Raw genomic sequence first — 24,110 nt, forward strand, 5'->3', positions numbered from 1 at the left:
TTCACCCGCCCGGACGTTTCCTTCCCGCCACGAGGGGGCGCGATGCGTCGCTGGGTACCGGTATTCGTCCTGATCCTGCTCGGTGTCATCGCAGGCCCGGTGGCGTCCGCGCCGGTGGTGGCGGCCCCGACCGGATCCGATGCGCTGCGGGTCGACCTGGACGAGATCCTGGCCGATCCGCGCCTGGCCGGTTCGCACGCCGGTGTGGTGGTGCGGGATCCGGAGACCGACGAGCTGCTCTACAGCAGGCAGCCGGAGGCGCGGGCGACCCCGGCCTCGACGGCGAAGCTGTTCACCGCCGCGGCCGCGTTGGAGCAGCTCGGCCCGGACCACCGGTTCCGGACGGAGGTCCGGGCCACGGCTCCCTCGGCGGGACCGCTGCTGCTCGGCGACCTGTACCTGCGCGGCACGGGTGATCCGACGACGCTGGCCGCCGATTACGACCGGCTGGCCGAACAGGTCGCGGCCTCCGGGGTCCGCTCGGTGCAGGGCAGGTTGCTGACCGACGACAGCTGGTTCGACGATGTGCCGCTGGGCACCGGCTGGGCCTGGGACGACGAGCCGTACCACTACGCGGCCCCGGTCTCGGCGCTGACGGTCGCGCCGAACACGGATTTCGACGCGGGCACCGTCCTGCTGCGCGTATCGCCCACGGCGGCGGGGACGCCTGTGCGGGTCGACTCGGAGCCCGCGACGGACGCGGTGCGCGTCGACGTCCGGGCCACCACCGGCGAGCCCGGTTCGGCGTCGACTTTGTCGGTGACGCGGGAACACGGCGGGGACCGGGTGGTCGTGTCCGGCTCGGTGCCGGAGGACGCCGAGCCGGTGGAGGAGTTCACCTCCGTACCCGACCCCAGCGCTTACGCGGCGGACGTGTTCGCCCGCGCATTGCGCGCCCACGGCGTGCACGTCGCCGGTACCGGATCCGGGACGGTGCCGGAGGGTGCGCGCACGATCGCGGAGCACGAGTCGATGCCGCTGCGCGAGCTGCTGGTGCCGTTCCTGAAGCTGAGCAACAACGGCCACGCGGAGGTGTTGACGAAGGCGATGGGCAGGCAGGCCCGTGGCGAGGGCTCGTGGCCGGCGGGCGTCGAGGTGCTGGCCGATCGGCTCGCGGGGCTCGGAGTGGATCCGGCGACGCTGCGGCTCGTCGACGGTTCCGGGCTGTCGTCGATGGACGCGGTGTCCCCGGGCAGATTGGCGTTGTTGCTGGACAACGTGCGGCAGCGGCCGTGGTTCGCGGACTTCCACGCGGCGTTGCCGGTGGCGGCGAACCCGGATCGTTTCGTCGGGGGCACGTTGCGCAACCGGATGGCGGGCACGGCGGCGGCGGGCAACGTGCACGCCAAGACCGGTTCGATCACCGGTGTCACCACGCTGTCCGGGTACGTGACGGCCGCGAACGGGCGGCCACTGGTGTTCGCGGTGATGTTCAACGACTTCCTGAGCGATTCGCCGAATGATCTGGAGGATGCGATCGCGGTGCGGCTGGCCGAGTACTCGGGTGCGGCCGGACGCCCGCGCGGAATTCCGGCCGTGCCCAGGCAGAACACCGCAGAAGTGAGCGGGGAATCGGGACTGGAGTGTTCTTGGACGAAGTCCTGCTGAAGCTGATCGCATTGCCGGATATGCGCCGATAACCGTGGAAAGCGGTGCTGTGCGGCAAAGATCGTGAAATGGGGGGGTTTCCCTATTCGTCATCGGGGGCCGCTCAGGGGGTGGCGGGGGTCATGCCCGGGTTGCCGTAGGGTCGAGGCAGCTAACGTGGCATCCGTTGGTCGACCATCCCGTACACATAGGTGAACTGGGGAGTTCCACGTGTCCTTCGTCAGCGATTTCCTGGCCATGGTCGCCGGGCTCCCGAGGCCGCTGTTGATCCTGGTCACCGGTGCTCTTGTGCTCGGCGAGTGCACGATCGGCCTGGGTTTCCTGGTGCCGGGCGAGAGCGGTCTGCTGGTCGCCTCGGCGGCGGTGACCGATATCGGCTTTTTCTTCGGCTTGTCACTCACCGTGGCCTTGTGCGCGGTTGTCGGTGACAACGTCGGCTTTTTCCTGGGACGACGTTATGGCGCGCGGGTCCGGGAAACACGAATGGTGGCGAAGCTCGGCGTTCGGCATTGGGATCGGGCGTGCCGGATGTTGCGCAAGTACGGGATCGGTGCGGTCTTCGTCGCTCGTTTCCTGCCGGTGGTGCGCACGTTGGTGCCGGTCTCGGCGGGGACCAGCGGGCTCGGTTATTGGCGTTTTCTGGTGACTTCGATCGTCGGCGCGACGACCTGGTCGATGCTGCACGTCGGGATCGGCTGGGCGGCGGGCGCGTCCGCGAAGTACATCGAGCATGTGCTCGGCCGCGCGGGCGGGATCGTGCTGGGCGCGCTGGTCGTCATCGGCGTCGGTGTGTGGTTGTGGCGTCGGCGTTCCCGCAAGACGACGGCCGCGCAGGACGTCGAGCCGGTCGAGGAATCGGAGCGGGTGGACGCCGAGCGCGCGGCCTGAACCTGCGGTGCTCGTTCAGCGAGCTGCGTGGTCCGGTGTGGCCCGGGCGCGGGCGTCGATCCGGTAGCGGCCGGGCGCGCGGCCCCGGGTGCGGCTGAAGGCGCGGCTGAACGCGTACACCGAGGTGTAGCCGACGGATCGCGCGATCGTTTCGAGGGTGTCGTCGGTGTCCCGCAGCCGGGTCGCGGCGAGATCCATCCGCCAGCGCGTGAGGTAGCTGCCCGGCGCTTCTCCCACGGTCAGCAGGAACCTCCGGGTGAGCGTGGCGCGGGAGACCGCGACCTGTGCCGCGAGCACCTCCGTCGTCCACGGCCGGGCGGGGTCCTGGTGCAGCGCGGTCATGGCATCTCGCACGACCGGGTCGCAGAGCACGCCGAGCCAGGTGCCCGAGACTTCCGGTGGGTTCTCGTCGAGCCAGGCCCGCAGCAGCTGGATGAGCAGGATGTCGATGAGGCGGTCGAGCACAACGGCCGCGGCGATCTTGGGGCGCGCGAGTTCGCGGGACAGCAGCCGGATCGTGTCGTCGAGTTCGCCGCAGTGCTCGGCGTGCACGTGGACGAGGTCCGGCAGGGCGGCGAGGACCTGGGTGGAGGAGGCGGCGTCGGAGACGAAGGAGGCGCCGAGCATGTGCGTCTGGGCCGCACCCGTCCCGAGGCGCCGCACGTCGCCTTCGGCTTCGGCCCGCTCGGCGGCGGGGCAGCCGTGGACGGTCACCTCGGCGTCGGGTGCGCTGCTCAGGGTGTGCTCGCTACCGTTCGGCAGCAGCACGACGTCGCCGGAGATCAGCTGTCGCGGAGATCGTCCGGGGACGCTCAGCCACGCGGTGCCTGCGGTGACGGCGTAGAAGCCGGCGCCGGTGGTGCAGGTCGACGCGAGGCCCCATTCCTGCCCGGCGATGATCCGTGCTCCCACGCTGCCGCGGACCCCGGTGCGGGAGAGCACGTCGGCGAGCAGATCCATGCCGGCAACGGTAGCCGCCGCAGCGTGCCGAGTACATCGGCGGAGGAATCGGTCGATGCGCATGTGCGCCGCCGGTGCGACATACGGGTATGTCGATGCGCCGATCACGCATCGTCCGGTTCGCCGGATGCGACTTAGTCTGGCGGCAGTCATCTGCCGGACGCGGAAGTGCCGTTCTGAGGAATCCGTCGAAATGATCACCGTCGCAGGCCGCGCGCAGTTCGACCCCGCCGACGTGCGGGAGTTCGTCGCCGGAGCGCGCGATCTTCTCCGACGGCCGCGCGGAGGTGGGGACCCTGTTCCTGTCTTTCGCCATGGACGACGCGGAGCAGGGCACCATGCGGGTGCCGGAGCGGTGCCGCAGCCAGGCCGACCTCGATGCGCACCTGGGAAGCCGCAGGTGGCCGCATGGCTCCGCAAGTGGGGCGCGCACCTGGTCAGCGAGACGTGCGAGTTCGACGCGATGCACGAACGGCCACCCGGTGGTACCGCGTCCGGTGCTACGAACCACGGGAAGAGGAAACCCATGACTGAATCGTTCGACCTGAACGACTTCAACGAGATGAACCGGAAGGTCATCGCCGAGTTCCGCGAGCGAGGTGGCCGGGTCGGCGGCATGTTCGACGGTTTCCCGCTGGTGCTGGTGCACCACGTGGGCGCCAAGTCCGGTACGGAGCGGATCTCCCCGTTGGTGCCGCTGGTCGAGGGCGATCGGATCTTCATCTTCGCCAGCAAGGGCGGGGCGGATGAGAACCCGGCCTGGTACCACAACCTGGTGGCGAACCCGCGGACTCGCGTGGAGACCGGCGCTGAGACCTACGACGTCGTCGCCCGGGTGCTCACCGGCCAGGAGCGGAACGAGGTCTACGCCAGGCAGGTGGCGGTGGCCTCCCAGTTCGGCGACTACCAGCGCAGAACCGAGCGCACCATCCCGGTCGTCGAACTCGAACGCGCCTGATCGCGCCGCTGCCCGTGCCCGTCAGTTCCGGGTGGTGACCTGGCCGCCGCTGAGTTGGTGCACCGCGCGGCTCACCTCCCGGGGCAGCAGGCCGGTGCCGTTGAGAGTCAGCGCCAGCCGGTCCGCGCCCGCGCATTCGCCGAGCGGCCCGCCCCAGCCCTCCACGTCGATCACCAGGTACGGCGAACCGGCGTGGTGGCTGCGCAGTCGCACTTGCCGCACCGCGGACCACGGAGCGGAGTAGGTGCCCGCGGCCGAGGCGTAGGTGACGCCGAGGTCGGTGAGCGCCAGTTGCAGGTTCAGCATGTCCCGGTTGATGCGCCGCCAGCGCAACTGGGCGCGGGCGACGTAGCAGCTGTACACGGCGGCGGTCACGGGGATCAGCACGAGCCAGCGGGACGACCCGGCCGTCCACGACCACCACAGCACCGCCGCCGCGGCGCAGGCCACCGCGTTGGCGATCTGGGTGAGCACGACGAGCAGGCCGTCCCGCTGGATGCTGCGTTCTTGCTGCGTGCTCCGGCTGATCACCAGCACGCGGGGGGCCGGGTGCATGCCGAAGATCTTGCCCCGGCCGGTGGGGGGAATGAACCCGGCACTCGGCCCAACCGGAATCAGGCGTTCGTCGGCGGTCCGGTTTCCGCACGTCCCGCTCGCCCGTGCGGCGGGCGAGCGGGAAATTCACATCAGATGCGCGCGGATTCCCGCTCCGTGGAACGCCGCCGGGAGACGACGTAGCCGATGCCGAGGGCGATGACGAGGACCGGGGTGATGTAGAGCGCGATGACCGTGTCGGAGTCGAAGGCCAGCAGCACCACGACCATGGCGAGGAACGCCAGCACCACGTAGTTCGAGTACGGAGCCCACGGCATCCGGAACGTGGTGGCCTGGATTTCACCGCGGGCGACCTTGCGGCGGAACCCGAGGTGCGCGATCACGATCATGCCCCAGGTGAACAGGGCACCGACGGTGCTGGCACTGGTGATGTAGGTGAACGCTTCCTCCGGTGCCACGTAGTTGAGCACAACACCGATGAGCATCGCGCCGAAGGTGACGGCGATGGCGCGCGACGGCACCGCCCGAGCGGAGAGCCTGCCGACCGCGTTCGGGGCGTGCCCGTCCTCGGACAGGGTGCGCAGCATGCGGCCGGTGGAGAAGATGCCGCTGTTGCAGGACGACAGCGCGGCGGTGATCACCACGAAGTTGATGATTCCGGCGGCGGCGGGGATGCCGATCAGGGCGAACGCTTGCACGAACGGGCTGCCGTCGGGGCTGAAGCTGGTCCACGGCACCAGCGCGGTCAGCGCGGCCAGCGCACCGACGTAGAAGATCAGGATCCGCAGCATCACGGCGTTGATGGCCTTCGGCAGCACCTGCTTCGGGTTTTTGCTCTCGCTGGCGGTCTGCCCGACCATCTCGACGCCGATGAACGCGAACATGACGATCTGGAACGCCAGCAGCGCGGAGGTGGGGCCATTGGGGAAGAAGCCGCCCTGCGACCAGATGTTGCTCACCGCGGCGGTGTCGCCGGCTTCGCTGAACCCGAAGATGAGGATCAGCGCCACGAGCACGATCATCGACACGATCGCCACGACCTTGATCAGCGCGAACCAGAACTCGAACTCGCCGAACAGCTTCACCGCGATCAGGTTGACCCCGCTGAGCACGATGAGCGCGCCGAGCGCCGGGATCCACTGCGGCAGTTCGGGGAACCAGAACTGGAAGTATTCGCCGACGGCGGTGATCTCGGCCATGCCGGTCACGATCCACACGAGCCAGTAGCCCCAGCCGGTGGCGAACTTGGCCCAGGGGCCGATGAACTCGCCGGCGTACTCCGCGAAGGAGCCGCTGACGGGGCGGTACATCAGCAGTTCGCCGAGGGCGCGCATCACGAAGAAGATCATCACCCCGGCGATGGCGTAGATCAGCATCAGGCCGGGGCCGACCTGATTGAGGGCCTTGCCGGAGCCGAGGAACAGACCGACGCCGATCGCCCCGCCGAGGGCGATCATGTTGATGTGCCGGTTGCTCAGTTCCTTGCGGTATTCCTCGGGGGCGGGTTCGCTCATCGCCGTGCTCCTGCAGAGAGAAGAGGTATTCGGTTGGACCGGTACTGTGCCACGCCGGATCGAGACGATCCCAGCAGGGTAGGTACGGGCTCAGGACGATTCTCGGCCTAAAAGTCGACGATGCGCATGTGATCGCGATTGATGATCCGCTGACCTGCGATGATTACCCGAGGAATTGTTACACGGAGGATACGAACGCGCCGTGGTGAAACACGAACGCCGCATTCCCGGACAAATCGGGAATGCGGCGTTCGGCTTGAAACATGATCGAGGGAAGTTATTCCCTCAGCGGATCATCACAGGTTCGGGTACAGCGGCAGCGCGGTGGCGAGTGCTTCCACGCGCGTGCGGAGTTTGTCCGCCGTTTCGGTGTTGTAGGTGGGGTGGAGCGCTTGGGCGATGATGTCGGCGACTTCGGTGAATTCGGTGGTGCCGAAACCGCGGGTGGCCAGGGCGGGGGTGCCGATGCGCAGGCCGGAGGTGACCATCGGGGGCCGGGGGTCGTTGGGGACGGCGTTGCGGTTGACGGTGATGCCGATGTCGTGGAGGCGGTCTTCGGCTTGTTTGCCGTCGAGTTCGGAGTTGCGGAGGTCGACGAGCACGAGGTGGACGTCGGTGCCGCCGGAGACCAGGGACACGCCTGCTTGGGCGGTGTCGTCGGCGAGGAGTCGTTCGGCGAGGATGCGGGCGCCTTCGACGGTGCGGCGCTGGCGGTCGGCGAACTCGGGGGTCTGGGCGATCTTGAACAGGACTGCTTTGCCTGCGATGACGTGTTCGAGGGGGCCGCCCTGCTGGCCGGGGAACACCGCGGAGTTGAACTTCTTCGCGAATTCGTCGCTGGTGGACAGGATCACGCCGCCGCGGGGGCCGCCGAGGGTTTTGTGCGTGGTGGTGGTGACCACGTGGGCGTGGGGCAGCGGTGAGGGGTGCAGGCCGGCGGCGACGAGTCCGGCGAAGTGGGCCATGTCGACCATGAGGTAGGCGCCGACTTCGTCGGCGATCTCGCGGAAGCGGGCGAAGTCGAGCTGGCGCGGGTAGGCCGACCAGCCCGCGACGATCAGCTGGGGGCGGTTCTCGCGGGCGAGGCGGGCGACTTCGTCCATGTCGACGCGGTGGTCGTCTTCGCGGACGTGGTAGGGCACCACGTTGTAGAGCTTGCCGGAGAAGTTGATTTTCATGCCGTGCGTGAGGTGCCCGCCGTGGGCGAGGTCCAGGCCCATGATGGTGTCGCCCGGCTTGAGCAGCGCGTGCATCGCCGCGGCGTTGGCCTGCGCGCCCGAGTGCGGCTGCACGTTCGCGAACGATGCTCCGAACAGTTCTTTGACCCGGTCGATCGCGAGCTGCTCGACGACGTCGACGTGCTCGCAGCCGCCGTAGTAGCGCTTGCCGGGGTAGCCCTCGGCGTACTTGTTCGTCAACACCGAACCCTGCGCCTGCAACACGGCCTGCGGCGCGAAGTTCTCCGACGCGATCATCTCCAGCGTGTTCTGCTGACGGCCGAGCTCAGCGCCCACAGCACTGGCCACCTCCGGATCCACGGCCGAAAGCTGGTCGTTGAACAGGTCCGGTGTCGACATGAGCAATTGCCTCCTGTGTTCGATCTGGGCTGCGCCGGAAAGGGTCCGGGCGGTCCTTTCGAGGTTCGTGGTGCCCGCGGGCGGTGCGGTCTCAGGCGGACCGGCGGTAGAACGGGGTCTCGACGACTTCCACGTCGATCGACTTGCCGCGGATGTCGACCTGCAGCGCGGTGCCGATCGCGCTGTGCGCGCGGTCCACGTAGGCCATCGCGATCGGGTGGCCCAGCGTCGGCGATGGTGCCCCGCTGGTCACTTCGCCGATCTCGGCGCCGTCGGTGTCGAGCACGCGGTAACCGTGCCTGGGGGCGCGGCGGGCGTCGGTGCGCAGACCCACGAGGGTGCGTTCCGTCGGCGCCTGCGCGACCTTCGCCAACGCCTCCTTGCCGACGAAGTCACCGGGCTTGTCCAGCTTCACGACGCGGCCGAGGTTCGCGTGGAACGGCGTCAGGGACGCGGAGAGCTCGTTGCCGTACAGCGGCATGCCCGCTTCCAGCCGCAGCGTGTCCCGGCAGGACAATCCGGCGGGGATGAGGCCGTGCGCGGCGCCGGAGTCGGTCAGCGCCCGCCACACGGCCGGTGCGTCGGCGGGCGAGGTGAACAGTTCGAAACCGTCCTCGCCGGTGTAGCCGGTGCGCGCCAGCAGCACGTCGGCGCCCGCGACCTCGCTGGGGTATCCGGCGAAGTACTTGACGCCGGACAGGTCGGTCGCGGTCAGCGGTGCCAGGATCTCCACGGCTTTCGGGCCTTGCACGGCGATCAGCGCGTAGTCGTCGGAGACGTCCTGGTGAGTCGCGTCGAACCCGGAGACCCGGTCGGCGAGCTCGGCGGAGACCACGGCGGCGTTGGCGGCGTTGGCGACCACCAGATATTCGTGCTCGCCGAGCCGGTAGACGATGAGGTCGTCGAGCACGCCGCCTTCGGCGTTGCACAGCATGGTGTAGCGGGCGCGGCCTTCGGTGATTCCCGAGGACTTCGTGACGAGCGCGTAGTCGAGCGCCTCGGCGGCCTGCGGTCCGCTGATGCGGATCTCGCCCATGTGCGAGAGGTCGAACAGGCCCGCGGCGGTGCGCACGGCCTGGTGCTCCGCGGTGTCCCCGGTGTAGCGGACCGGCATCCGCCAACCGGCGAACTCGGTGAAGTGGGCGCCCAGGGACGCATGGATCTCTCCGAGCGGTGTTTCTCGCAGGGAGGGGGACGACGACGTCATGGTGCGGAACTCCTCCTCATGGGCACCGATCACGTCCGAGGGACCGGTTGCGGCCACTTCCAGCAGAAACCATATCCGGGGTCCCTCGACGGCGACGGGCGCGGGCGTGCGCTGGCCGGTCTCCCCGGAGTCATTGGCCTGAGAGTTTCACCGCTCGTCGGCGGTTTGCACCTTGGGCGAGGGACACGAGTCCCTGCTTTTCTCCGTGATCGCCTGGTGTCGTGCGGTGCGGGGCCTGAGAGTTTGATGGGGAGATTGCTCCTTCGGCGCTGCACCCAGGAATCGCATCCTGCACGGACCAGGGGCTCCTGGCGGGGCACAGACTCTCCCGCACGACGTCGTCGGCGTTGATGTCTCGTCTTCTGTTGTGGTCCGAAACGCTACGGAGATCACAGTTCGCAGTCAATCGAACGTGAGCGTGATCCCGTCACCCTCCGGAGTCGGCCTGCCGGCCCTCGGCGTGCTCCGCGGACGATTCCGTGACCTGCTCGAACTGCGCTTGCAGGCCGTCCACCAGTGCTCGCAGTGCGAGTTCGAAGCTGTCGTCGTCGATCTCCGCGGCGTGTTCGCGCAGCAGGTGGGCGTTGCGCAGGTGCGGGAACCGTTCGTCGTAGATCCCGGCGTCGTCGACGAAACCGCCTGCGAACGAGCCCATCGCGGAACCGACCACCAGGTACTTGGTGGAGGCTCCGATCATCGTGGCGTACCGGGGCGGCCAGCCCGCGCTGGTCAGGCCGCCGTGCACGGCGTCGGCGCGGCTCAGCGAGGTCTCGCGGCGGGCGGGTCCGGAGGCCATGAACGGCACCAGGTTCGGGTGCGCGGCCAGCGCGGCGCGGTAGGAGCGCGCCCAGCGGACCAGGCCGGTGCGCCAGTCGGTGCTGAAGCCGGTGGTGTCGACGGTGGCCATCACGTCGTTGGCGACGTCGTGCAGCAGGGCCTCTTTCGTCGCGACGTGGTTGTACAGCGACGCGGCGCGAACACCGAGCGCTTCGGCGAGTTTGCGCATGGACAGCGCTTCCAGGCCGTGCGTGTCGATGATCACCAAGGCGTGTTCGCGGATGCGATCCGGTGTGAGCTGAGGGCTCTTCGGCCTGCCCATGCCGCGCTCCTGCCTGCCTGGTCCACGTAGGCCGGTCCGTTGCCGCACCGTGGTCGGCCGATTGCCCTGCGATGACTCCGCACAGTGTCCGACGCGGCGGTCTTGCCGTGGTCCGCGGGGTGGTCCTAGAGTCCGAAACTAACGACGTTAGTCGTCTGGTGTCCATCGGCGGACGTGGTTCCCGATCGGCGTTGGGCGACGTCATCACGGAGGTGGACGATGGTCAACGACGACGAGTCCCCGGCCCCGGCCCGGCCGCAGACCACGCTGTCGCTGGTGTCGGTGCTCGCCGAACCCGCCCGCATCACGCCACGCGCGACCGCGGTCATCGAAGGCGGCGAGCAGGTCGACTACGGCGAACTGTGGGAACAGGTCCGCGCGCACGCCGCGGCACTGCGCGACCGCGGCGTCGAGCCGGGGGACCGGGTGGCGATCGTCGCTCCCAACGTCATCGATTTCGTGCGCGCCTACTACGCGGTGCTCACCGCGGGCGCCGTCGTGGTTCCGGTGCCGTTGCTGCTGGTCCCGGACGAGGCGGCGTACCTGCTGCGCAACTCGGGCGCGAAGCTCGTCGTCGGGCACACGAGCCAGCTGTCGCTGGCCGCCGAGTCGGCGCGGCGAGCGGGCATCCCGGTGGTGTCGGTCGGCCCCGGCGGCTCGGGTCCGGACGCGCCGCCGTCGCTGTCGGCGGAGGCGGCCGCGGCCGAACCGGTGCGCGCGTTCGAGACGCGTTCCCCGGAGGATCCGGCGGTCATCTTCTACACCAGCGGCACCACCGGCCGCCCCAAGGGCGCGGTGCTCACCCACCTCAACCTGGTCATGAACGCGACGGTGAACGCGTTCGACGCCAACGACACCCGGACCGAGGACCTGGTGCTGGGCTGCCTGCCGCTGTTCCACGTGTTCGGCCAGACGGTCTCGCTGAACACCACGTTCCGCGCGGGCGCCACGCTGGTGCTGCAGCCGAAGTTCGACCCGGCGGAGGCGCTGGCGCTCATCCGGGCTCACCGGATCACCCAGCTCAACGGCGTGCCCACCATGTACATCCGGATGCTGGAGGCCGCGGGCGAGGACGCCGAGGTGCCGAGCCTGCGGATGTGCGTCTCCGGCGGCGCGGCGCTGCCGGTCGCGGTGCTGGAGCGGTTCCAGCGGCGCTTCGGCGCCCCGATCCACGAGGGCTACGGGCTGTCGGAGACTTCGCCGACGGCGACGGTGAACCAGCCCGCGTTCGGCCCGCGCGCGGGCACCGTCGGACACGCGCTGTGGGGCATCGACGTCGAAGTCGCCGAACCGTCCGTCGAGGACCGTGTCGAGCTGCTGCCCGCGGGCGAGACCGGCGAGGTCGTGGTGCGCGGCCACAACGTGTTCGCCGGCTACCTGGACGACCCGGAGGCGACCGCGGCGGCCGTCGTCGACGGCTGGTTCCGCACCGGCGACATGGGCGTCAAGGACGCCGAAGGCTATCTGTCCATCGTGGACCGCAAGAAGGACCTGATCATCCGCAACGGCTACAACATCTACCCGCGCGAGGTGGAGGAGCTGCTGATCAGGCATCCCGCGGTGGCCCAGTGCGCGGTGATCGGCCTGCCCGATCCGGGACGCGGCGAGGAGGTCTGCGCCGTCGTCGTGCCGGAACGCGGCGAGGATCCCGACGAGGCGCTGGGCAAGGCGATCATCGCCTGGTCCGCGGAGCAGACCGCGCACCACAAGTACCCGCGCCGCGTGGTGTTCGTCGACGAGCTCCCGCTGGGTCCCAGCCACAAGGTCCTCAAGCGCGAGCTGCGCTCCCGCATCGCTTCGACCTGATCACCCGGGCAGGCGGGCGGCTCGCCCGCCTGCCCGAGCAGTGAAATCCCTCGACCGCGCCGAAAGGAAACGCCACCGATGGTCGACTTCTCCCTCACCGAGACCGAACGCGATATTCGGGATTGGGTGCGCACCTTTGTGCAGCGCGAACTGATGCCGCTGGAGCAGGAGGTGCTGCGCCGGGAGCGCAACCACGAGCGCGGCCTGACCCGCGAGGAGCTCAAGGACCTGCGGCAGAAGGCCCGCGACGCCGGGTTCTGGGGAGTGCAGACGCCGGAGGAGTACGGCGGGATGGACCTCTCCGCGGTGCTCACGGCGCTCATCGAGATCGAGCTCGGCCGCACGTTCGTGCCGTTCAGCTTCGGCGGCTACGCGGACAACATCCTCTACCACGCCAACGAGGACCAGAAGCAGCGTTACCTGGTCCCCACCATCGAGGGGGAGCGCAAGTCCTGCTTCGCGATCACCGAGCCCGGCGCCGGTTCGGACGCGAAGAACCTGCGCACCACGGCCCGCAAAGAGGGCTCGGAGTGGGTGATCGACGGCGAGAAGACGTTCATCACCGGCGGCATCGACGCCGACTTCACGATGGTCTTCGCCGTCACCGACAAGGAGAAGGGCGCCGACGGCGGCGTCACCTGCTTCCTCGCCGACCGCGACGCGGGCTGGCGATCGGAGCCGATCGAGATCATGGGCGAGTGGGACCGCCAACCGGCCGCGTTGGTCTTCGACGGCGTGCGGGTGCCGGAGGAGAACGTGCTCGGCGAGGTCGGCGGCGGTTTCAAGCTGGCCATGCAGTGGATCGGCCGCGGCCGCTACCTGCTGCCCGCCCGCGCTCTCGGTGGTTGTGAGCGCATGATGGAAATGTCGATGGACTACGCCCGCAACCGGCAGACGTTCGGTGCGCCCATCGCGGATCGCCAGGCCATCCAGTGGATGATCGCGGACTCCGCGGTGGAGATCGAGGCGCTGCGCTGGCTGGTGCTGCAGGCGGCGTGGCAGGCGGATCAGGGCGCCGATTCCCGGCACGCCCAGTCCATCGCGAAGCTCTACGGCGGCACCCGCGCCAACGAGATCGTGGACCGGATGTTGCAGATCCACGGCGGCATGGGCTACACGCGTGAGCTGCCCATCGAGCGCTGGTACCGCGACATCCGGCTGCTGCGCATCTTCGAGGGAACCGACGAGATCCAGCGCCGCACCATCGCCCGCAACCTGCTCAAGGGGCACGCCTCGGTCAGCGGCGTGCTCGGATGATCGGGTGGGGCCTCGATTCGGTGTCCGAATTGCCGGTAGCCTGATCGTAGGCGTACCGACCGGCCCGATTGGGAGCTGCCATGTCGTTGTTCAAGAAGCTGACCGACTTCGCCAAGAGCCCGCAGGGCAAGAAGGCGATCGACCAGGCGAAGCGATACGCGAGCGACCCGAAGAACAAGGCCAAGATCGACCAGGTGAAGAACCGCTTCACCGGCGGCGGCAAGGGCAACAGCCACTGATCTGCCACTTCCACGATGGCCCCCGGCGTGCAGCCGGGGGCCATCGTCATGCCAGGGGAGCGCGTCACCTGGACATGGTTCGCACAAGGGGTGCTACCGCCTGGTATCACGCGGTAGCATGGTGGGCGTGGCTATGACACTGAGGCTCAGCGAGGATGACAACGCCAGGCTTCGTGAGGCAGCGGATCGCGAGGGGCGGTCCATGCACGAGATCGCGATCGCCGCGTTGCACCAATACTTCGAGCGGCATGAGGAGTTCCGTGCCGCGGAGGTGCGTCGCTTCCTCGCTGAGGACGCGGAGCTGTTGAGGCTGCTGGCCGAATGACCGATCACGTGGAGCTCGATGATGCGATCTATCTGATCGAGCAGGCGTTGCCCGAGCCCGTGATGGACATCGTGCGGGACTGGGGATTGCTGGAGTCGGCTTTGCATCGGCCACGTGCGACGGTCTTCGGCACGGACGCCTACCCGCACCTTGATCAGAAAGCTGCGGCTCTCCTGCTCGCCTTGGCTCGGAATCACCCGTTGGTCGATGGGAACAAGCGCTTGGCGTGGCTAGCCACCCGTTTCTTCTACGTCAAGAACGGGTTCGATCTGCGTGCGGGTGATCCGGTCGAGGCGAACTCGTTCGTCCGGGCCGTTGCCGTGGGTGAGTACGAGGTCGACGATCTCGCCAAGGAGCTCGGTACTCGAGTCGTAAGACGACCGTGATTTCACCGGGTACCGGGCCGGTGCCCGAGGGGGTTCAAGAAGCTGACCGACTTCGCCAAGAGCCCGCAGGGCAAGAAGGCGATCGACCAGGCGAAGCGATACGCGAGCGACCCGAAGAACAAGGCCAAGATCGACCAGGTGAAGAACCGCTTCACCGGCGGCGGCAAGGGCAAGAGCCACTGATCTGCCTCCACGATGGCCCCCGGTCGAAGCCGGGGGCCATCGTTATGCCGACGGCGCGTAATGGAAGACCGGCACCGGTTCGGCGTGTTCTGCGGCGACGTTTCGCAGCAGGTTCAGCACGGATTCGGCGGTGTCCGAGGTCAGGTCGGCGAACGCCAAGTGCGACGTTCGTCCTTCGGCTCGTGCGGTGGCGAGCGCTTCCGGGGTGTCTCTGATCAGCTCTTCCGCGACCGCGCGGTTCTTCACCCAGAGTTGCTCGAACCCGGAGAACAACACCGCGCTCCGCCCGGAGGCCCGCAGTGCTCCGGTGAGCGTGTCCGACTCGGGCGCGATTCGGCCGAGCAGTGCCTTCCGGTCGGCCACGTCCCGCATGTTGATCTCCAACGCCTGCTGCGGAGGAAGCGCGAGTTGCGCGAACCCGGCTCGCGCCGACGGAGGCAGGTCGAGGTGCAGCGCGGCGTGTACCCCTTCGAGCTGGGCGAACTGCCCCGCCGCCACGTCGTAGACGACGACCGGATCGTTCGAAGGCTCCTTCGGCTTGCTGTAGAAGGTGATCTGGGGGTCGTAAGGCTCCTCAGGGTCATCGAATATTTCGACGACGAACTCCCGGTTCGGGAACTGCGTTTTCAGGAGGCCTCGCCAGCAATCGGCTACGCTCTCCGCGAATACGGACATCTCCGCGATGTGCTCGTCGAGCTGCAAGTTAGTGAATACATCTGGAAGAATTGTCAAATTGCTCTTGAATTCGACCTTGCTTGTATCTCCCTTGAAGTGAGATATCCAGATGTCTAGCGCCTCTTTTTGGGCCGAGCTGGGCTCGGTTTCGTTTTCGGTCGCGAAGATGGTGCCGCGATACTCGAGAAAGTTCGGTCGGAACAACCATTGGATGGCGAGTATCGCCTCGAATCCTGAGGTGAGCGTGCTGAGAAATCCGATAGGCGTCAGTGGGTCGCCGTCGGAGGTGTGCCAGTCCTTGAGGAAGCCGGGATACTCGCGTCGATTCTCATTCTCTTCAGTGCTCACGGTACCTCCCGGGGTGTGGCGGCGCGAACCGGTTGTTCCTTGCTCGGGCCGACTCTCGTTGTCCCTGTTTTGTCGTCAACGTTGAGTTGATAATGTAGAACGTGCGGAGTGGGAACTCCTCCGTGCGGCCTCCCGGCCAGGTCGACGCGCTTAATGATATATCCCTGGTCGTCGTAAACGCTGTAACTAGTCACGGTCCCGGTTTGCGAGTCTTTCCGATAGTAAACCTGGTTCGGTTCGGCGGTCAGGGGGACTTTGCCCCCGCCTCGCCCGGTTCCGGTCCACTGCGTGCCGTTCTCGATCAGTTCCCGTGCATGCGGTAGTGGCTGGTCGCGTCGGTAGACCGGTGGCGCGGGGGGCGGCAGTGGTGCTGGTTCCGGCGTGCCTGCGCCTTCGAAGATCGACTCGGCGAAGTCCACGATCGTCTGGAACGCCTTCTTGATGCCGCGAAAGAGCGCGGACAATCCGCTCTTGATCAGTTGTCCGAGTCGGGCCAGCAGTGGTCCGATGTGGTTTTTGAGAAGTTGCAGCAGGAATCGGAGGAGCGGTCCCCAGAACGCTACGGCGACCTGGCTCTGCATCTCTTGCCGCTGAGTGTGTCCGGCGGCCAGTACCGAGATGATGGCGTTTTTGGTCTCGATGGTGGCGAGTGCCATCGCATCGACGGCCGCCGCGGCCTGTTCGGCTGCCACGGTGCCGAGCGCGAAGTGCGCGTCGATTCCGGCCCAGCGGCCGTCGAACGCGTCGATGGTCGCGCCGTGATGCGTCGCCGCGACCGACCGGGCTGTTTCGGAGCCCTCTTGGCGAAGTCGTTCCAATGTCCTGCCGGTTCTGCGCCAGCCTTCGGCTAGTTCGTGCAGCCGGTCTTCGTCGGCTTCGGGAAAGGTTCCGCCGCACTCCGCCAGCAGCTGTGCGAGCTCAGGCGGGAGCGTGATGCTCACGACCGGTTCCCCAGTTCGGAGAGCAGCTTGTTCAATTCGTCGGCGTGGGTCCGGTCGATGTCTTCGAGTTCGGTCGCCGTCGCTATCAGCGAGGTGCCGACCTCGGCCGTAGCGCGTGCCAATACCGCCAAGGCCCGCTCCGCCAGTTCGGCCACTTCCAGGTGCGCTTGGCCGAAGGCCGCTCCAAGTTCGTCCGCTCCCCAGGTGCCGGCGTCTCCTGCCACCGCTGTCCGCAGTGTTCCGCGTTCGGCGTCCACTCCTTCTCCGGCCGAACTGAGCCGCCTGCCTGATCCGCGTAACTGGTCGGTGTGGATGAAGAACGACGCTGCCATGCACTCCGCCTCGCCTGCCGGACGTTGTGTGATCTTGCCGGGGAGGCTAGCGATTCCGGAGAACCGGGTGGGATCGTTCGAAAGAGGCGGCCGAGTGTGGCGGGTCACAGCATCGTTGGGGGATCTTGTGAGTTCATTCCTGGAAGACCCGGCTGATCACCACCGTGGTCGCGGGAGCTTTCCCGAGCACGCGCCGGAGGACGACGAACTCATGGGCTCGGGCGCCTCGTCGGATGGGCTCGTCCGGGCGCGGGTCGATCCGCGGGGGCGGGTCGGTGAGATCGCGTTCGACCCGCATCAGTGGGGACGGATGCCGCGAGCCGCGGCGGAGGCGGCGGTACGGGAAGCGGTCAACGCGGCGCTGGACGAGATGGCCGAGAAGGTCGCCTCGACAGGTGCGTTGCCCGGGCTCGGCGCGGAACTCGGCCGCGTCACCGAGGGTTTCGAGCGAGCGATGGACAAGGTCGCCGCGGACATCGACGCGGCACGCAAGCGGTTGGACTCCTGACATGCGCAGCCGCAGAACCTCGTGCGATCCGCGCTTCTGCCTTCCCATCGCGGCACGACTCGCGGATGGTGATCAACGGGCTGTGTGCGGCTGGATTCACCAGTAGGGTTCTCGCGGGCTTATTCCGAGTGCAGGGGCGGTGCCATGGGCCGGGCTTATGTGGTGGGCACTTTCGACACCAAGGCGGCTGAGCTGCGCTACGTCGCCGGGCTCGTCGCCGACGCGGGCGTGGAGGTGACCACGGTCGACGTGAGCACCTCCGGTACGGATTCCGCCGATGCTCCCGATGTGCCCGCCGCCGAGGTGGCCGCCGCGCACCCGCGCGGAGCCGAGGCGGTGTTCACCGGCGATCGCGGGTCGGCCGCCGTGGCGATGGCGCTGGCGTTCGAGCGGTGGCTGGCCGCGCGGCACGGTGTCGGCGGAGTGCTGGGGCTCGGCGGTTCCGGGGGCACGGCGCTGATCACTCCCGCGCTGCGGGGGTTGCCGGTGGGAGTGCCGAAGCTGATGGTCTCTACCGTGGCCTCCGGAGACATTTCGTCCTATGTGGACGCATCGGATATCGCGATGTTCCCGGCGGTGACCGACGTCGCCGGGCTCAACCGGATTTCCCGCCGAGTGCTCGGCAACGCGGCGCACGCGCTGGCCGGGGCCGTGCGCAACACCGTTCCGGCCGTGGAGCAGCGCCCGGCGGTGGCGCTGACGATGTTCGGGGTGACGACGCCTTGCGTCACCAAGACCGCGGACAGGCTCGCCGCCGAGCACGACCCGCTGGTGTTCCACGCGACCGGTACCGGCGGGCGGGCGATGGAGAAGCTCGTCGCCGACGGCCTCATCGAAGCGGTCCTGGACATCACCACCACCGAGGTGTGCGACCTGATCGCCGGGGGAGTGATGAGCGCCGGTGACTCGCGGCTCGACGCCGTCGCGCACGGCGGTGTTCCCTACGTCGGCTCCTGCGGCGCCCTCGACATGGTCAACTTCGGGGCGCCGGACACCGTGCCGGAGCGCTACCGGGGCCGGCTGTTCTACGAGCACAACCCGCAGGTCACGCTGATGCGCACCACCCCGGACGAATGCCGCGAGATCGCCCGGTTCCTGGCCGCGAAGCTCAACGCCTGCACCGGACCGGTGCGGTTCCTGCTGCCCGAGGGCGGTGTCTCGCTGCTCGACGTCGCAGGGCAGCCCTTCCACGATCCGGCGGCCGACCAGGCCCTGTTCGAGACTCTCGAAGCGGAGGTCCACCAGACCGAGCAGCGGCAGCTGCGGAGGATTCCGCACGACATCAACGACGACGGTTTCGTGGACGCGCTGCTCACGGCGTTCCGCGAAGTGCGGCCCGAAGCGGAAGGGGAACGGTCATGACGCGGTTCGATCGGGAAAGCCTGCTGCGCCGATTCCGGGGCATGGCCGATCGGGGTGAGCCGATCATCGGCGGCGGCGCCGGTACCGGGTTGTCGGCGAAGTGCGAGGAATCCGGCGGCATCGACCTGATCGTGCTGTACAACTCGGGCCGCTACCGGATGGCCGGCCGTGGTTCGCTGGCCGGGCTGCTGGCCTACGGCAACGCCAACGAGATCGTCGTGGAGATGGCGAGCGAAGTGCTGCCCGTGGTGCGCCGCACGCCGGTGCTCGCGGGCGTCAACGGCACCGACCCGTTCCTGCTCACCGGCCCGTTCCTGGCGCGGCTGCGCGAACTCGGCTTCGCCGGGATCCAGAACTTCCCGACCGTTGGGCTCATCGACGGCACCTTTCGGGCCAATCTGGAGGAGACCGGCATGAGCTACCGCCAGGAGGTCGAGCTCATCGCCGCCGCGCGGGAAGCGGACCTGTTCACCACGCCGTACGTCTTCTCCGCCGCGGACGCCCGCGCCATGACCGCCGCCGGAGCCGACATCGTCGTGTGCCACCTCGGGCTCACTACCGGCGGCTCGATCGGCGCGGAGACCTCGAAGGATCTCGACGACTGCGTGACGCTGATCGACGAGTGGTCCGCGGCGGCCGCCGAAGTGCGCGAGGACGTGCTGATCCTCTGCCACGGCGGCCCGATCGCCACACCCGAGGACGCGGCCTACGTGCTGGGCCGCACCAAGCGGTGCCACGGTTTCTACGGCGCCAGCAGCATGGAACGGCTCCCGGTCGAGCAGGCGCTGACCGAGCGGACCAGGGAGTTCAAGAACCTCAAGCGGTGAGCCGCACTGCCCGGTGCGGTGGAACACGACGGTGAGGAGCACGTGATGACACGGTCCTATGCGAGTGCGGTGGTTCCGGCCACGGCGGATCAGGTGTGGGCGCTGGTGCGGGACTTCAACGGATTGCCGCAGTGGCATCCGGCGATCAAGACCAGCGAGATCGAGGCGGGCGCGTCCCCGGCGGAGGTCGGGGCGACGCGTCGGCTGACCCTCGCCGACGGCGGTGTCGTGCGGGAACGGCTGGTGGCGCTGGACGACACCGCCCGCGCTTACACCTACGAGATCACCGAAGGCCCCTTCCCGGTGCGTTCGTACCGCAGCACGATCCGCGTCCTGCCGATCACGGCGACCGGGCAGTCGTTCGTCGAGTGGTACAGCGACTACGACACCGATGCGGCCGAGGAGGAGAAGCTTGACCAAGTGTTCGGTGGCGGCGTGTTCGGTACCGGGTTGAAGGCGCTCGGCGACCACTACGCCGGCTGAGTCCGGCTTGCTGGGCGGGCGCTCGAACGCCCGCCCGGCGCCGTGCCCACGGGTATCATGGGCACCGTGCGCCACGCGGAAAGTTCGTGAGTGCGCAAGCTGCCATTCGGCTGACGATCGGTGTGGGTTAGCCGACACACTCGGATGGCGGCCCGTTAGAGTTCAGCCGTGCCAAGCAGTGAAACTTCCCCTGAACGAGCGACAGAAGCCGAGTCGTCCGAAACGCTGCGTAGCGGCGCTGCGCCGGGCGGCGTGGTCGTCACCGGCGGCTCCGGGTTCGTCGGCCGCGCCGTCGTCCGGGCGCTGACCGAACGCGGCACGCCGGTCACCATCGTCGATGTGCAAGACCCGCCGGAATCGCTGCGCGGCGAGCTCGTCACCCACGTCGCGGGCGACCTCTCCGACCCGGCCGTCCGCGAAGCCGCCGTCGCCGAGGGCACCGATGCCATCGTGCACCTCGCCGCGATCACCTCGGTGCTGCGTTCCGTGGACCAGCCGGCCGAGACCTACCGCGCCAACGTGGAGGTCACCCAGGAACTGCTCGAACTCGCGCGGCAGCGCGGCGTCGGCCGGTTCGTGCTCGCCTCCACCAACGCCGTCGTCGGCGACATCGGCCACGGCACCATCTCCGAAGACCTCCCGCTGCGCCCGCTCACGCCGTACGGCGCGACGAAGGCCGCCTGCGAAATGCTGCTGTCCGGCTACGCGGGTTCCTACGGCATCGCCACCACCGCGCTGCGGTTCACCAACATCTACGGCCCCGGCATGGGGCACAAGGACAGCTTCATCCCGCGGCTGATGCGCGCGGCGCTGTCCGGCGCGAGCGTCGAGGTCTACGGCGACGGCGCGCAGAGCCGCGACTTCGTGCACATCGACGACGTGGTGCAGGGCATCCTCGCGGCCAGCGACAAGCAATACACCGGAACCGCGATCATCGGCTCCGGGCGGTCGATCTCCGTGCTGGAACTCATCGAGGCGGTCCGCGCCGCCACCGGTGAGCCGCTGCCGGTCACGCACGTGCCCGCCAAGAACGGCGAGATGCCCGCGGTGATCGTGGACATCGCCAAGGCCGGTCGCGAACTCGGCTACACCCCGTCGGTGGAGCTCACCGACGGGCTGCGGACCGTGTGGGAGGACTTCCGCACGGTCACCCCCGGGGCGCCGTGATCGCCGCGCCGGCGCGGCACCTCCGCGCGCACTGGCTGCTCGCGCTGCTGTTGCTCGGTGGCGTCGTGCTGCGCGTGCTCGCGCAGCTCGCCTACCGGCCGGCGCTGCTCTACATCGACTCGTTCCGCTACCTCGACGACCTCGGGGTGTTCTACCCCGGCGGCATCAACCCCATCGGCTACGAGATCCTGCTGCTCGGCCCGTTGCTGCTGGTGGGGAACCTGGCGTTCGTGGTGGCCGTGCAGCACCTGATCGGTCTCGCGCTCGGCGTCGCGGTCTACGTGCTGCTGCTGCGCTTCGGCGCGCGGCGCTGGATCGCGGCACTGGCCACCGCACCGGTGCTGCTGGACGCCTACCAGGTGCAGATCGAGCACAACATCATGTCGGACCTGCTGTTCCAGGTCCTGCTGCTGGCCGCGATCTTCGTGCTGACCTGGCGCGGCACGCCCGGACCGCGCACCGCGGCGATCGCCGGACTGCTGCTGGCGACCTCGGTGCTGGTGCGCATCGTCGGTCTGACGCTGGTGGTGCCCGCGGTGGTGTTCGTGCTGCTGGCCGCCGGACTGCGGCCGCGTGACGGGTGGAAACCCAGGTTGCGCAGCGCCGGAGCCCTCGCCGGGGCGTTCCTCGGCGTCCTGTTCTGCTACTCGATGTACCACCTGGTGTGGACCGGGACTCCGGCGCTGGGCGGCTCGACCGGCAGCGTCGTCTACGGCCGCACCGCCGTCGTCGCCGACTGCGCGAACCTCGGGCTCACCCCCGAGGAACAGCGGGTGTGCCCGAAGGAACCCGTCGAGGCGCGGGAGAAGCAGGGCATCGACTTCTACATCCACTTCTGGCACGTCTCGGCCAACACCAAGAAGCTCCCCGACGACTTCGACCTCGCCACCGCGCAGAGCGGCATGGCGGCGAAAGTCCTGGCGCAGCAACCGTTCGACGTCCTGGGCGGTTTCGTCACGGACTTCCTGAAGGGCTTCGCACCCACCCGCACGCAGACACCGGGCGATGTGCCGCTGGACCGCTGGCAGTTCAAGACCGAGTACCCGATGTACGCCGATCCCTGGTACGTCGCGGAATGGTCCGAGCTGTACGGCGACGGCACGCTGCACGCCGACACCGAGATCGGCGGGTTCCTGCGGGCCTATCAGCTCGGCGGCGGCTACACGCCGGGCACCGTGCTCGGCGGCCTGCTCGTCCTGTCCGGACTGGCCGTGCTCGGCGTCGGCCGTGCCCGCCGCAGCGGCCTGCGCGCCGTGACGCTGCTGCCCGCCGGACTGGCCACCACGGTGCTCGCCACCGCGGCGGCGATGGAATTCTCCTGGCGCTACCAGCTGCCCGGCCTCGTGCTGGTGCCGCTGGCCGGTGGGCTCGCGTTGACCGCGATCATCGGACCACGCCCGACCCGCTTACCCGACAGACCGACCACCCCGAAGGAGACCACCATGTCCACGACCTACCCCGACGAGGTCGACCGGGCGGCCCTCGACGGCTACGCCGAACGTTACGGCGACCGCCGGTTCGCCTCGGTGGTCGTGCTCATCGCGGCCTACAACGAGCAGGACGCGCTCGGCGCGGTGCTCGACGGCATGCCGGCGCAGAGCTGCGGACTGGACGTGGACACGCTCGTCGTCGTCGACGGCGCCACCGACGACACCGCGGAGGTAGCGCTGCGCCACGGCGCGCAGACGTGCGTCGCGCCGGTCAACCGGGGCCAGGGCGCGGCGCTGCGGCTCGGCTACCGGATCGCCGCCGAACGCGGCGCCCGCTACCTCGTGACCACCGACGCCGACGGGCAGTACGACATCGCCGAGCTGCCGCAGCTGCTGCAGCCGTTGATCGACGACGAGGCCGACTTCGTCACGGGATCCCGCACCCTCGGTCGCACCGAGAGCACCGACCTGGTCCGCCGAGCGGGCACTCACGTGTTCGCGTGGCTGGTCAGCGCGCTCACCGGGCAGAAGATCACCGACACCTCGTTCGGCTTCCGCGGCATGAAGATCGAGGTGCCGAACTCGGTGCGGCTGGAGCAGAAGCAGTACCAGTCCTCGGAGCTGCTCGTCGGCGTGCTCGCCCGCGGGTACCGGGTGCTGGAGCGGCCGATGACGATGCTGGCGCGCACCGCGGGGCAGAGCAAGAAGGGCAACAACGTCCTCTACGGCTACCGCTACGCCAAGGTCGTGTTAGGCACCTGGCTGCGCGAACGGCGTTCCGCCCCGCAGCCGCAGACCCGGCCGGCGTCCGAACGGATCAACGAGCCCGCGGTGGCCGTTCCCGAGCGGTGAAGATGAACCGGTCGATGATAAAGAACTTCACCACGAACATCACCAGGTAGGTCGCGAGGAAGGCGCCCCACACGATCGCCACCTGCGGGAGGCGGTCGTGTGGGAACTCCGCCAGCGCCAGCCGCTCGGCGCCGCTGGTCGCCATCGCCGCCAGCAGCGCGGTGCCCACCGACAGCGCCGCGTAGCGCACGATCTCCCCGCGCAGCGCGGATCTGCCTCCGCCGCCCCAGGTCCGGCGGTTGAGCACGAAGTTCGGGACGGCCCCCGCCAGCCACGCCAGCACGGTCGAGACCACCGGCAACGCGCCGAGCGCGTAGGAGCCGACGAACACGAGCTGGCTGATCCCGGTCGCGACCACCGAGGCTGCGGCGAATCTGCTGATGAGCCGCCAGTAATGCCCGCGCCCGCCGGCCTTCGGCGGTGGCGCGCTCTCGGTGGCCTGCTGCACTGATCAGTCCTTTCCCGCCGCACCGAGGCCCGAACGGGCCGCGTCGCGGTAGCACGATACCGGGGCGCTCCGGCGTGCTCTTCCTCTCTGGCCCGGTTGCTTCGGACTCTTCGCTCCCGCGCCGAACAATGAGAGCATTTCCGATGTTGTCGGGAGCGAGGTGGCGTCCGGCGCC

Annotated in this window: 24 protein-coding genes and 2 riboswitches; of the genes, 14 read left to right on the plus strand and 10 right to left on the minus strand. The window is 68.7% G+C overall.

Annotated features, from left to right (window positions below; all coding sequences use genetic code 11):
- Nucleotides 1-42: 42 nt before the first annotated feature.
- Nucleotides 43-1,608: a D-alanyl-D-alanine carboxypeptidase/D-alanyl-D-alanine endopeptidase gene (dacB, locus tag H2Q94_RS07270; protein ID WP_243793454.1), complete on the plus strand. Its 1,566-nt coding sequence runs from the start codon at nucleotides 43-45 to the stop codon at nucleotides 1,606-1,608.
- 210 nt (nucleotides 1,609-1,818) lie between these two features.
- On the plus strand, nucleotides 1,819-2,496 hold the full coding sequence (locus H2Q94_RS07275) for a DedA family protein (protein ID WP_243793455.1): 678 nt from the start codon (nucleotides 1,819-1,821) through the stop codon (nucleotides 2,494-2,496).
- A gap of 15 nt (nucleotides 2,497-2,511) precedes the next feature.
- On the opposite strand, the gene H2Q94_RS07280 is transcribed toward H2Q94_RS07275, so the two are convergent.
- A complete protein-coding gene (locus H2Q94_RS07280; RefSeq protein WP_243793456.1) occupies nucleotides 2,512-3,456 on the minus strand; it encodes an AraC family transcriptional regulator in 945 nt (314 codons plus the stop codon).
- A gap of 526 nt (nucleotides 3,457-3,982) precedes the next feature.
- On the opposite strand from H2Q94_RS07280, the gene H2Q94_RS07285 reads away from it, so the two are divergent.
- A complete protein-coding gene (locus H2Q94_RS07285; RefSeq protein ID WP_243793460.1) occupies nucleotides 3,983-4,414 on the plus strand; it encodes a nitroreductase family deazaflavin-dependent oxidoreductase in 432 nt (143 codons plus the stop codon).
- Nucleotides 4,415-4,435: 21 nt separating this feature from the next.
- On the opposite strand, the gene H2Q94_RS07290 is transcribed toward H2Q94_RS07285, so the two are convergent.
- The 5 genes from H2Q94_RS07290 to H2Q94_RS07310 all read right to left on the minus strand — a co-directional run bounded on the left by H2Q94_RS07290 (nucleotide 4,436) and on the right by H2Q94_RS07310 (nucleotide 10,366).
- The gene (locus H2Q94_RS07290) at nucleotides 4,436-4,969 is read right to left on the minus strand and encodes a hypothetical protein (protein WP_243793461.1); all 534 of its coding nucleotides are present in this window, start codon (nucleotides 4,967-4,969) and stop codon (nucleotides 4,436-4,438) included.
- 131 nt (nucleotides 4,970-5,100) lie between these two features.
- Nucleotides 5,101-6,483, minus strand: a complete 1,383-nt coding sequence (locus H2Q94_RS07295; protein WP_243793462.1) for an amino acid permease — start codon at nucleotides 6,481-6,483, stop codon at nucleotides 5,101-5,103.
- Between the two features lie 296 nt (nucleotides 6,484-6,779).
- Nucleotides 6,780-8,060 (minus strand): serine hydroxymethyltransferase, encoded by a 1,281-nt coding sequence (gene glyA / locus H2Q94_RS07300; RefSeq protein ID WP_243793463.1) that lies wholly within the window; start codon nucleotides 8,058-8,060, stop codon nucleotides 6,780-6,782.
- Nucleotides 8,061-8,151: 91 nt separating this feature from the next.
- The gene (gcvT, locus tag H2Q94_RS07305; protein ID WP_243793474.1) at nucleotides 8,152-9,267 is read right to left on the minus strand and encodes a glycine cleavage system aminomethyltransferase GcvT; all 1,116 of its coding nucleotides are present in this window, start codon (nucleotides 9,265-9,267) and stop codon (nucleotides 8,152-8,154) included.
- 117 nt (nucleotides 9,268-9,384) lie between these two features.
- A riboswitch (glycine riboswitch) is annotated at nucleotides 9,385-9,481 on the minus strand.
- A riboswitch (glycine riboswitch) is annotated at nucleotides 9,482-9,608 on the minus strand. It lies immediately after the preceding riboswitch.
- A gap of 86 nt (nucleotides 9,609-9,694) precedes the next feature.
- Entirely contained in the window at nucleotides 9,695-10,366 is a 672-nt protein-coding gene (locus H2Q94_RS07310) for a TetR/AcrR family transcriptional regulator (protein ID WP_243793476.1), read from the minus strand.
- Between the two features lie 219 nt (nucleotides 10,367-10,585).
- Here H2Q94_RS07310 and H2Q94_RS07315 point away from each other — a divergent pair, with 219 nt between their 5' ends.
- The 5 genes from H2Q94_RS07315 to H2Q94_RS07330 all read left to right on the plus strand — a co-directional run bounded on the left by H2Q94_RS07315 (nucleotide 10,586) and on the right by H2Q94_RS07330 (nucleotide 14,379).
- Complete coding sequence (locus H2Q94_RS07315; RefSeq protein WP_243793478.1) at nucleotides 10,586-12,172, plus strand: long-chain-fatty-acid--CoA ligase; 1,587 nt, start codon at nucleotides 10,586-10,588, stop codon at nucleotides 12,170-12,172.
- Nucleotides 12,173-12,250: 78 nt separating this feature from the next.
- Nucleotides 12,251-13,429: an acyl-CoA dehydrogenase family protein gene (locus H2Q94_RS07320; RefSeq protein ID WP_243793480.1), complete on the plus strand. Its 1,179-nt coding sequence runs from the start codon at nucleotides 12,251-12,253 to the stop codon at nucleotides 13,427-13,429.
- Between the two features lie 80 nt (nucleotides 13,430-13,509).
- Nucleotides 13,510-13,668: a hypothetical protein gene (locus tag H2Q94_RS07325; protein WP_243793482.1), complete on the plus strand. Its 159-nt coding sequence runs from the start codon at nucleotides 13,510-13,512 to the stop codon at nucleotides 13,666-13,668.
- 202 nt (nucleotides 13,669-13,870) lie between these two features.
- Complete coding sequence (locus tag H2Q94_RS30440) at nucleotides 13,871-13,993, plus strand: hypothetical protein (RefSeq protein ID WP_258718669.1); 123 nt, start codon at nucleotides 13,871-13,873, stop codon at nucleotides 13,991-13,993.
- Nucleotides 13,990-14,379: a type II toxin-antitoxin system death-on-curing family toxin gene (locus H2Q94_RS07330; protein WP_243793484.1), complete on the plus strand. Its 390-nt coding sequence runs from the start codon at nucleotides 13,990-13,992 to the stop codon at nucleotides 14,377-14,379. The genes H2Q94_RS30440 and H2Q94_RS07330 overlap by 4 nt, the downstream gene beginning before the upstream one ends.
- Nucleotides 14,380-14,604: 225 nt before the next feature.
- On the opposite strand, the gene H2Q94_RS07335 is transcribed toward H2Q94_RS07330, so the two are convergent.
- Genes H2Q94_RS07335 through H2Q94_RS07345 form a run of 3 tightly spaced genes read right to left on the minus strand, consistent with a single transcriptional unit; the run spans nucleotide 14,605 to nucleotide 16,858 of the window.
- Complete coding sequence (locus H2Q94_RS07335) at nucleotides 14,605-15,585, minus strand: hypothetical protein (RefSeq protein WP_243793487.1); 981 nt, start codon at nucleotides 15,583-15,585, stop codon at nucleotides 14,605-14,607.
- Entirely contained in the window at nucleotides 15,582-16,526 is a 945-nt protein-coding gene (locus H2Q94_RS07340) for a polymorphic toxin type 24 domain-containing protein (protein ID WP_243793489.1), read from the minus strand. Before H2Q94_RS07340 ends, H2Q94_RS07335 begins: the two co-directional genes overlap by 4 nt.
- Entirely contained in the window at nucleotides 16,523-16,858 is a 336-nt protein-coding gene (locus H2Q94_RS07345; RefSeq protein ID WP_243793491.1) for a hypothetical protein, read from the minus strand. Before H2Q94_RS07345 ends, H2Q94_RS07340 begins: the two co-directional genes overlap by 4 nt.
- Nucleotides 16,859-16,985: 127 nt before the next feature.
- Here H2Q94_RS07345 and H2Q94_RS07350 point away from each other — a divergent pair, with 127 nt between their 5' ends.
- From H2Q94_RS07350 to H2Q94_RS07375, 6 genes are all read left to right on the plus strand, one after another.
- A complete protein-coding gene (locus tag H2Q94_RS07350) occupies nucleotides 16,986-17,366 on the plus strand; it encodes a YbaB/EbfC family DNA-binding protein (protein ID WP_243793493.1) in 381 nt (126 codons plus the stop codon).
- 144 nt (nucleotides 17,367-17,510) lie between these two features.
- Entirely contained in the window at nucleotides 17,511-18,728 is a 1,218-nt protein-coding gene (locus H2Q94_RS07355; RefSeq protein ID WP_243793494.1) for a Tm-1-like ATP-binding domain-containing protein, read from the plus strand.
- Nucleotides 18,725-19,555, plus strand: coding sequence for a phosphoenolpyruvate hydrolase family protein (locus H2Q94_RS07360; protein ID WP_243793495.1), 831 nt, complete (start codon nucleotides 18,725-18,727; stop codon nucleotides 19,553-19,555). Before H2Q94_RS07355 ends, H2Q94_RS07360 begins: the two co-directional genes overlap by 4 nt.
- A 45-nt stretch (nucleotides 19,556-19,600) precedes the next feature.
- Nucleotides 19,601-20,038: an SRPBCC family protein gene (locus tag H2Q94_RS07365; RefSeq protein ID WP_243793496.1), complete on the plus strand. Its 438-nt coding sequence runs from the start codon at nucleotides 19,601-19,603 to the stop codon at nucleotides 20,036-20,038.
- 252 nt (nucleotides 20,039-20,290) lie between these two features.
- The gene (locus H2Q94_RS07370; protein WP_243795590.1) at nucleotides 20,291-21,205 is read left to right on the plus strand and encodes an NAD-dependent epimerase/dehydratase family protein; all 915 of its coding nucleotides are present in this window, start codon (nucleotides 20,291-20,293) and stop codon (nucleotides 21,203-21,205) included.
- Entirely contained in the window at nucleotides 21,202-23,487 is a 2,286-nt protein-coding gene (locus H2Q94_RS07375) for a glycosyltransferase family 2 protein (RefSeq protein ID WP_243793497.1), read from the plus strand. The genes H2Q94_RS07370 and H2Q94_RS07375 overlap by 4 nt, the downstream gene beginning before the upstream one ends.
- Here the strand turns inward: H2Q94_RS07375 and H2Q94_RS07380 are convergent.
- Entirely contained in the window at nucleotides 23,453-23,935 is a 483-nt protein-coding gene (locus H2Q94_RS07380) for a GtrA family protein (protein ID WP_243793499.1), read from the minus strand. The two genes, H2Q94_RS07375 and H2Q94_RS07380, sit on opposite strands and share 35 nt — an antisense overlap.
- Nucleotides 23,936-24,110 lie beyond the last annotated feature (175 nt).

The organism is Saccharopolyspora gloriosae (assembly GCF_022828475.1).
Taxonomy (GTDB): domain Bacteria; phylum Actinomycetota; class Actinomycetes; order Mycobacteriales; family Pseudonocardiaceae; genus Saccharopolyspora_C; species Saccharopolyspora_C gloriosae_A.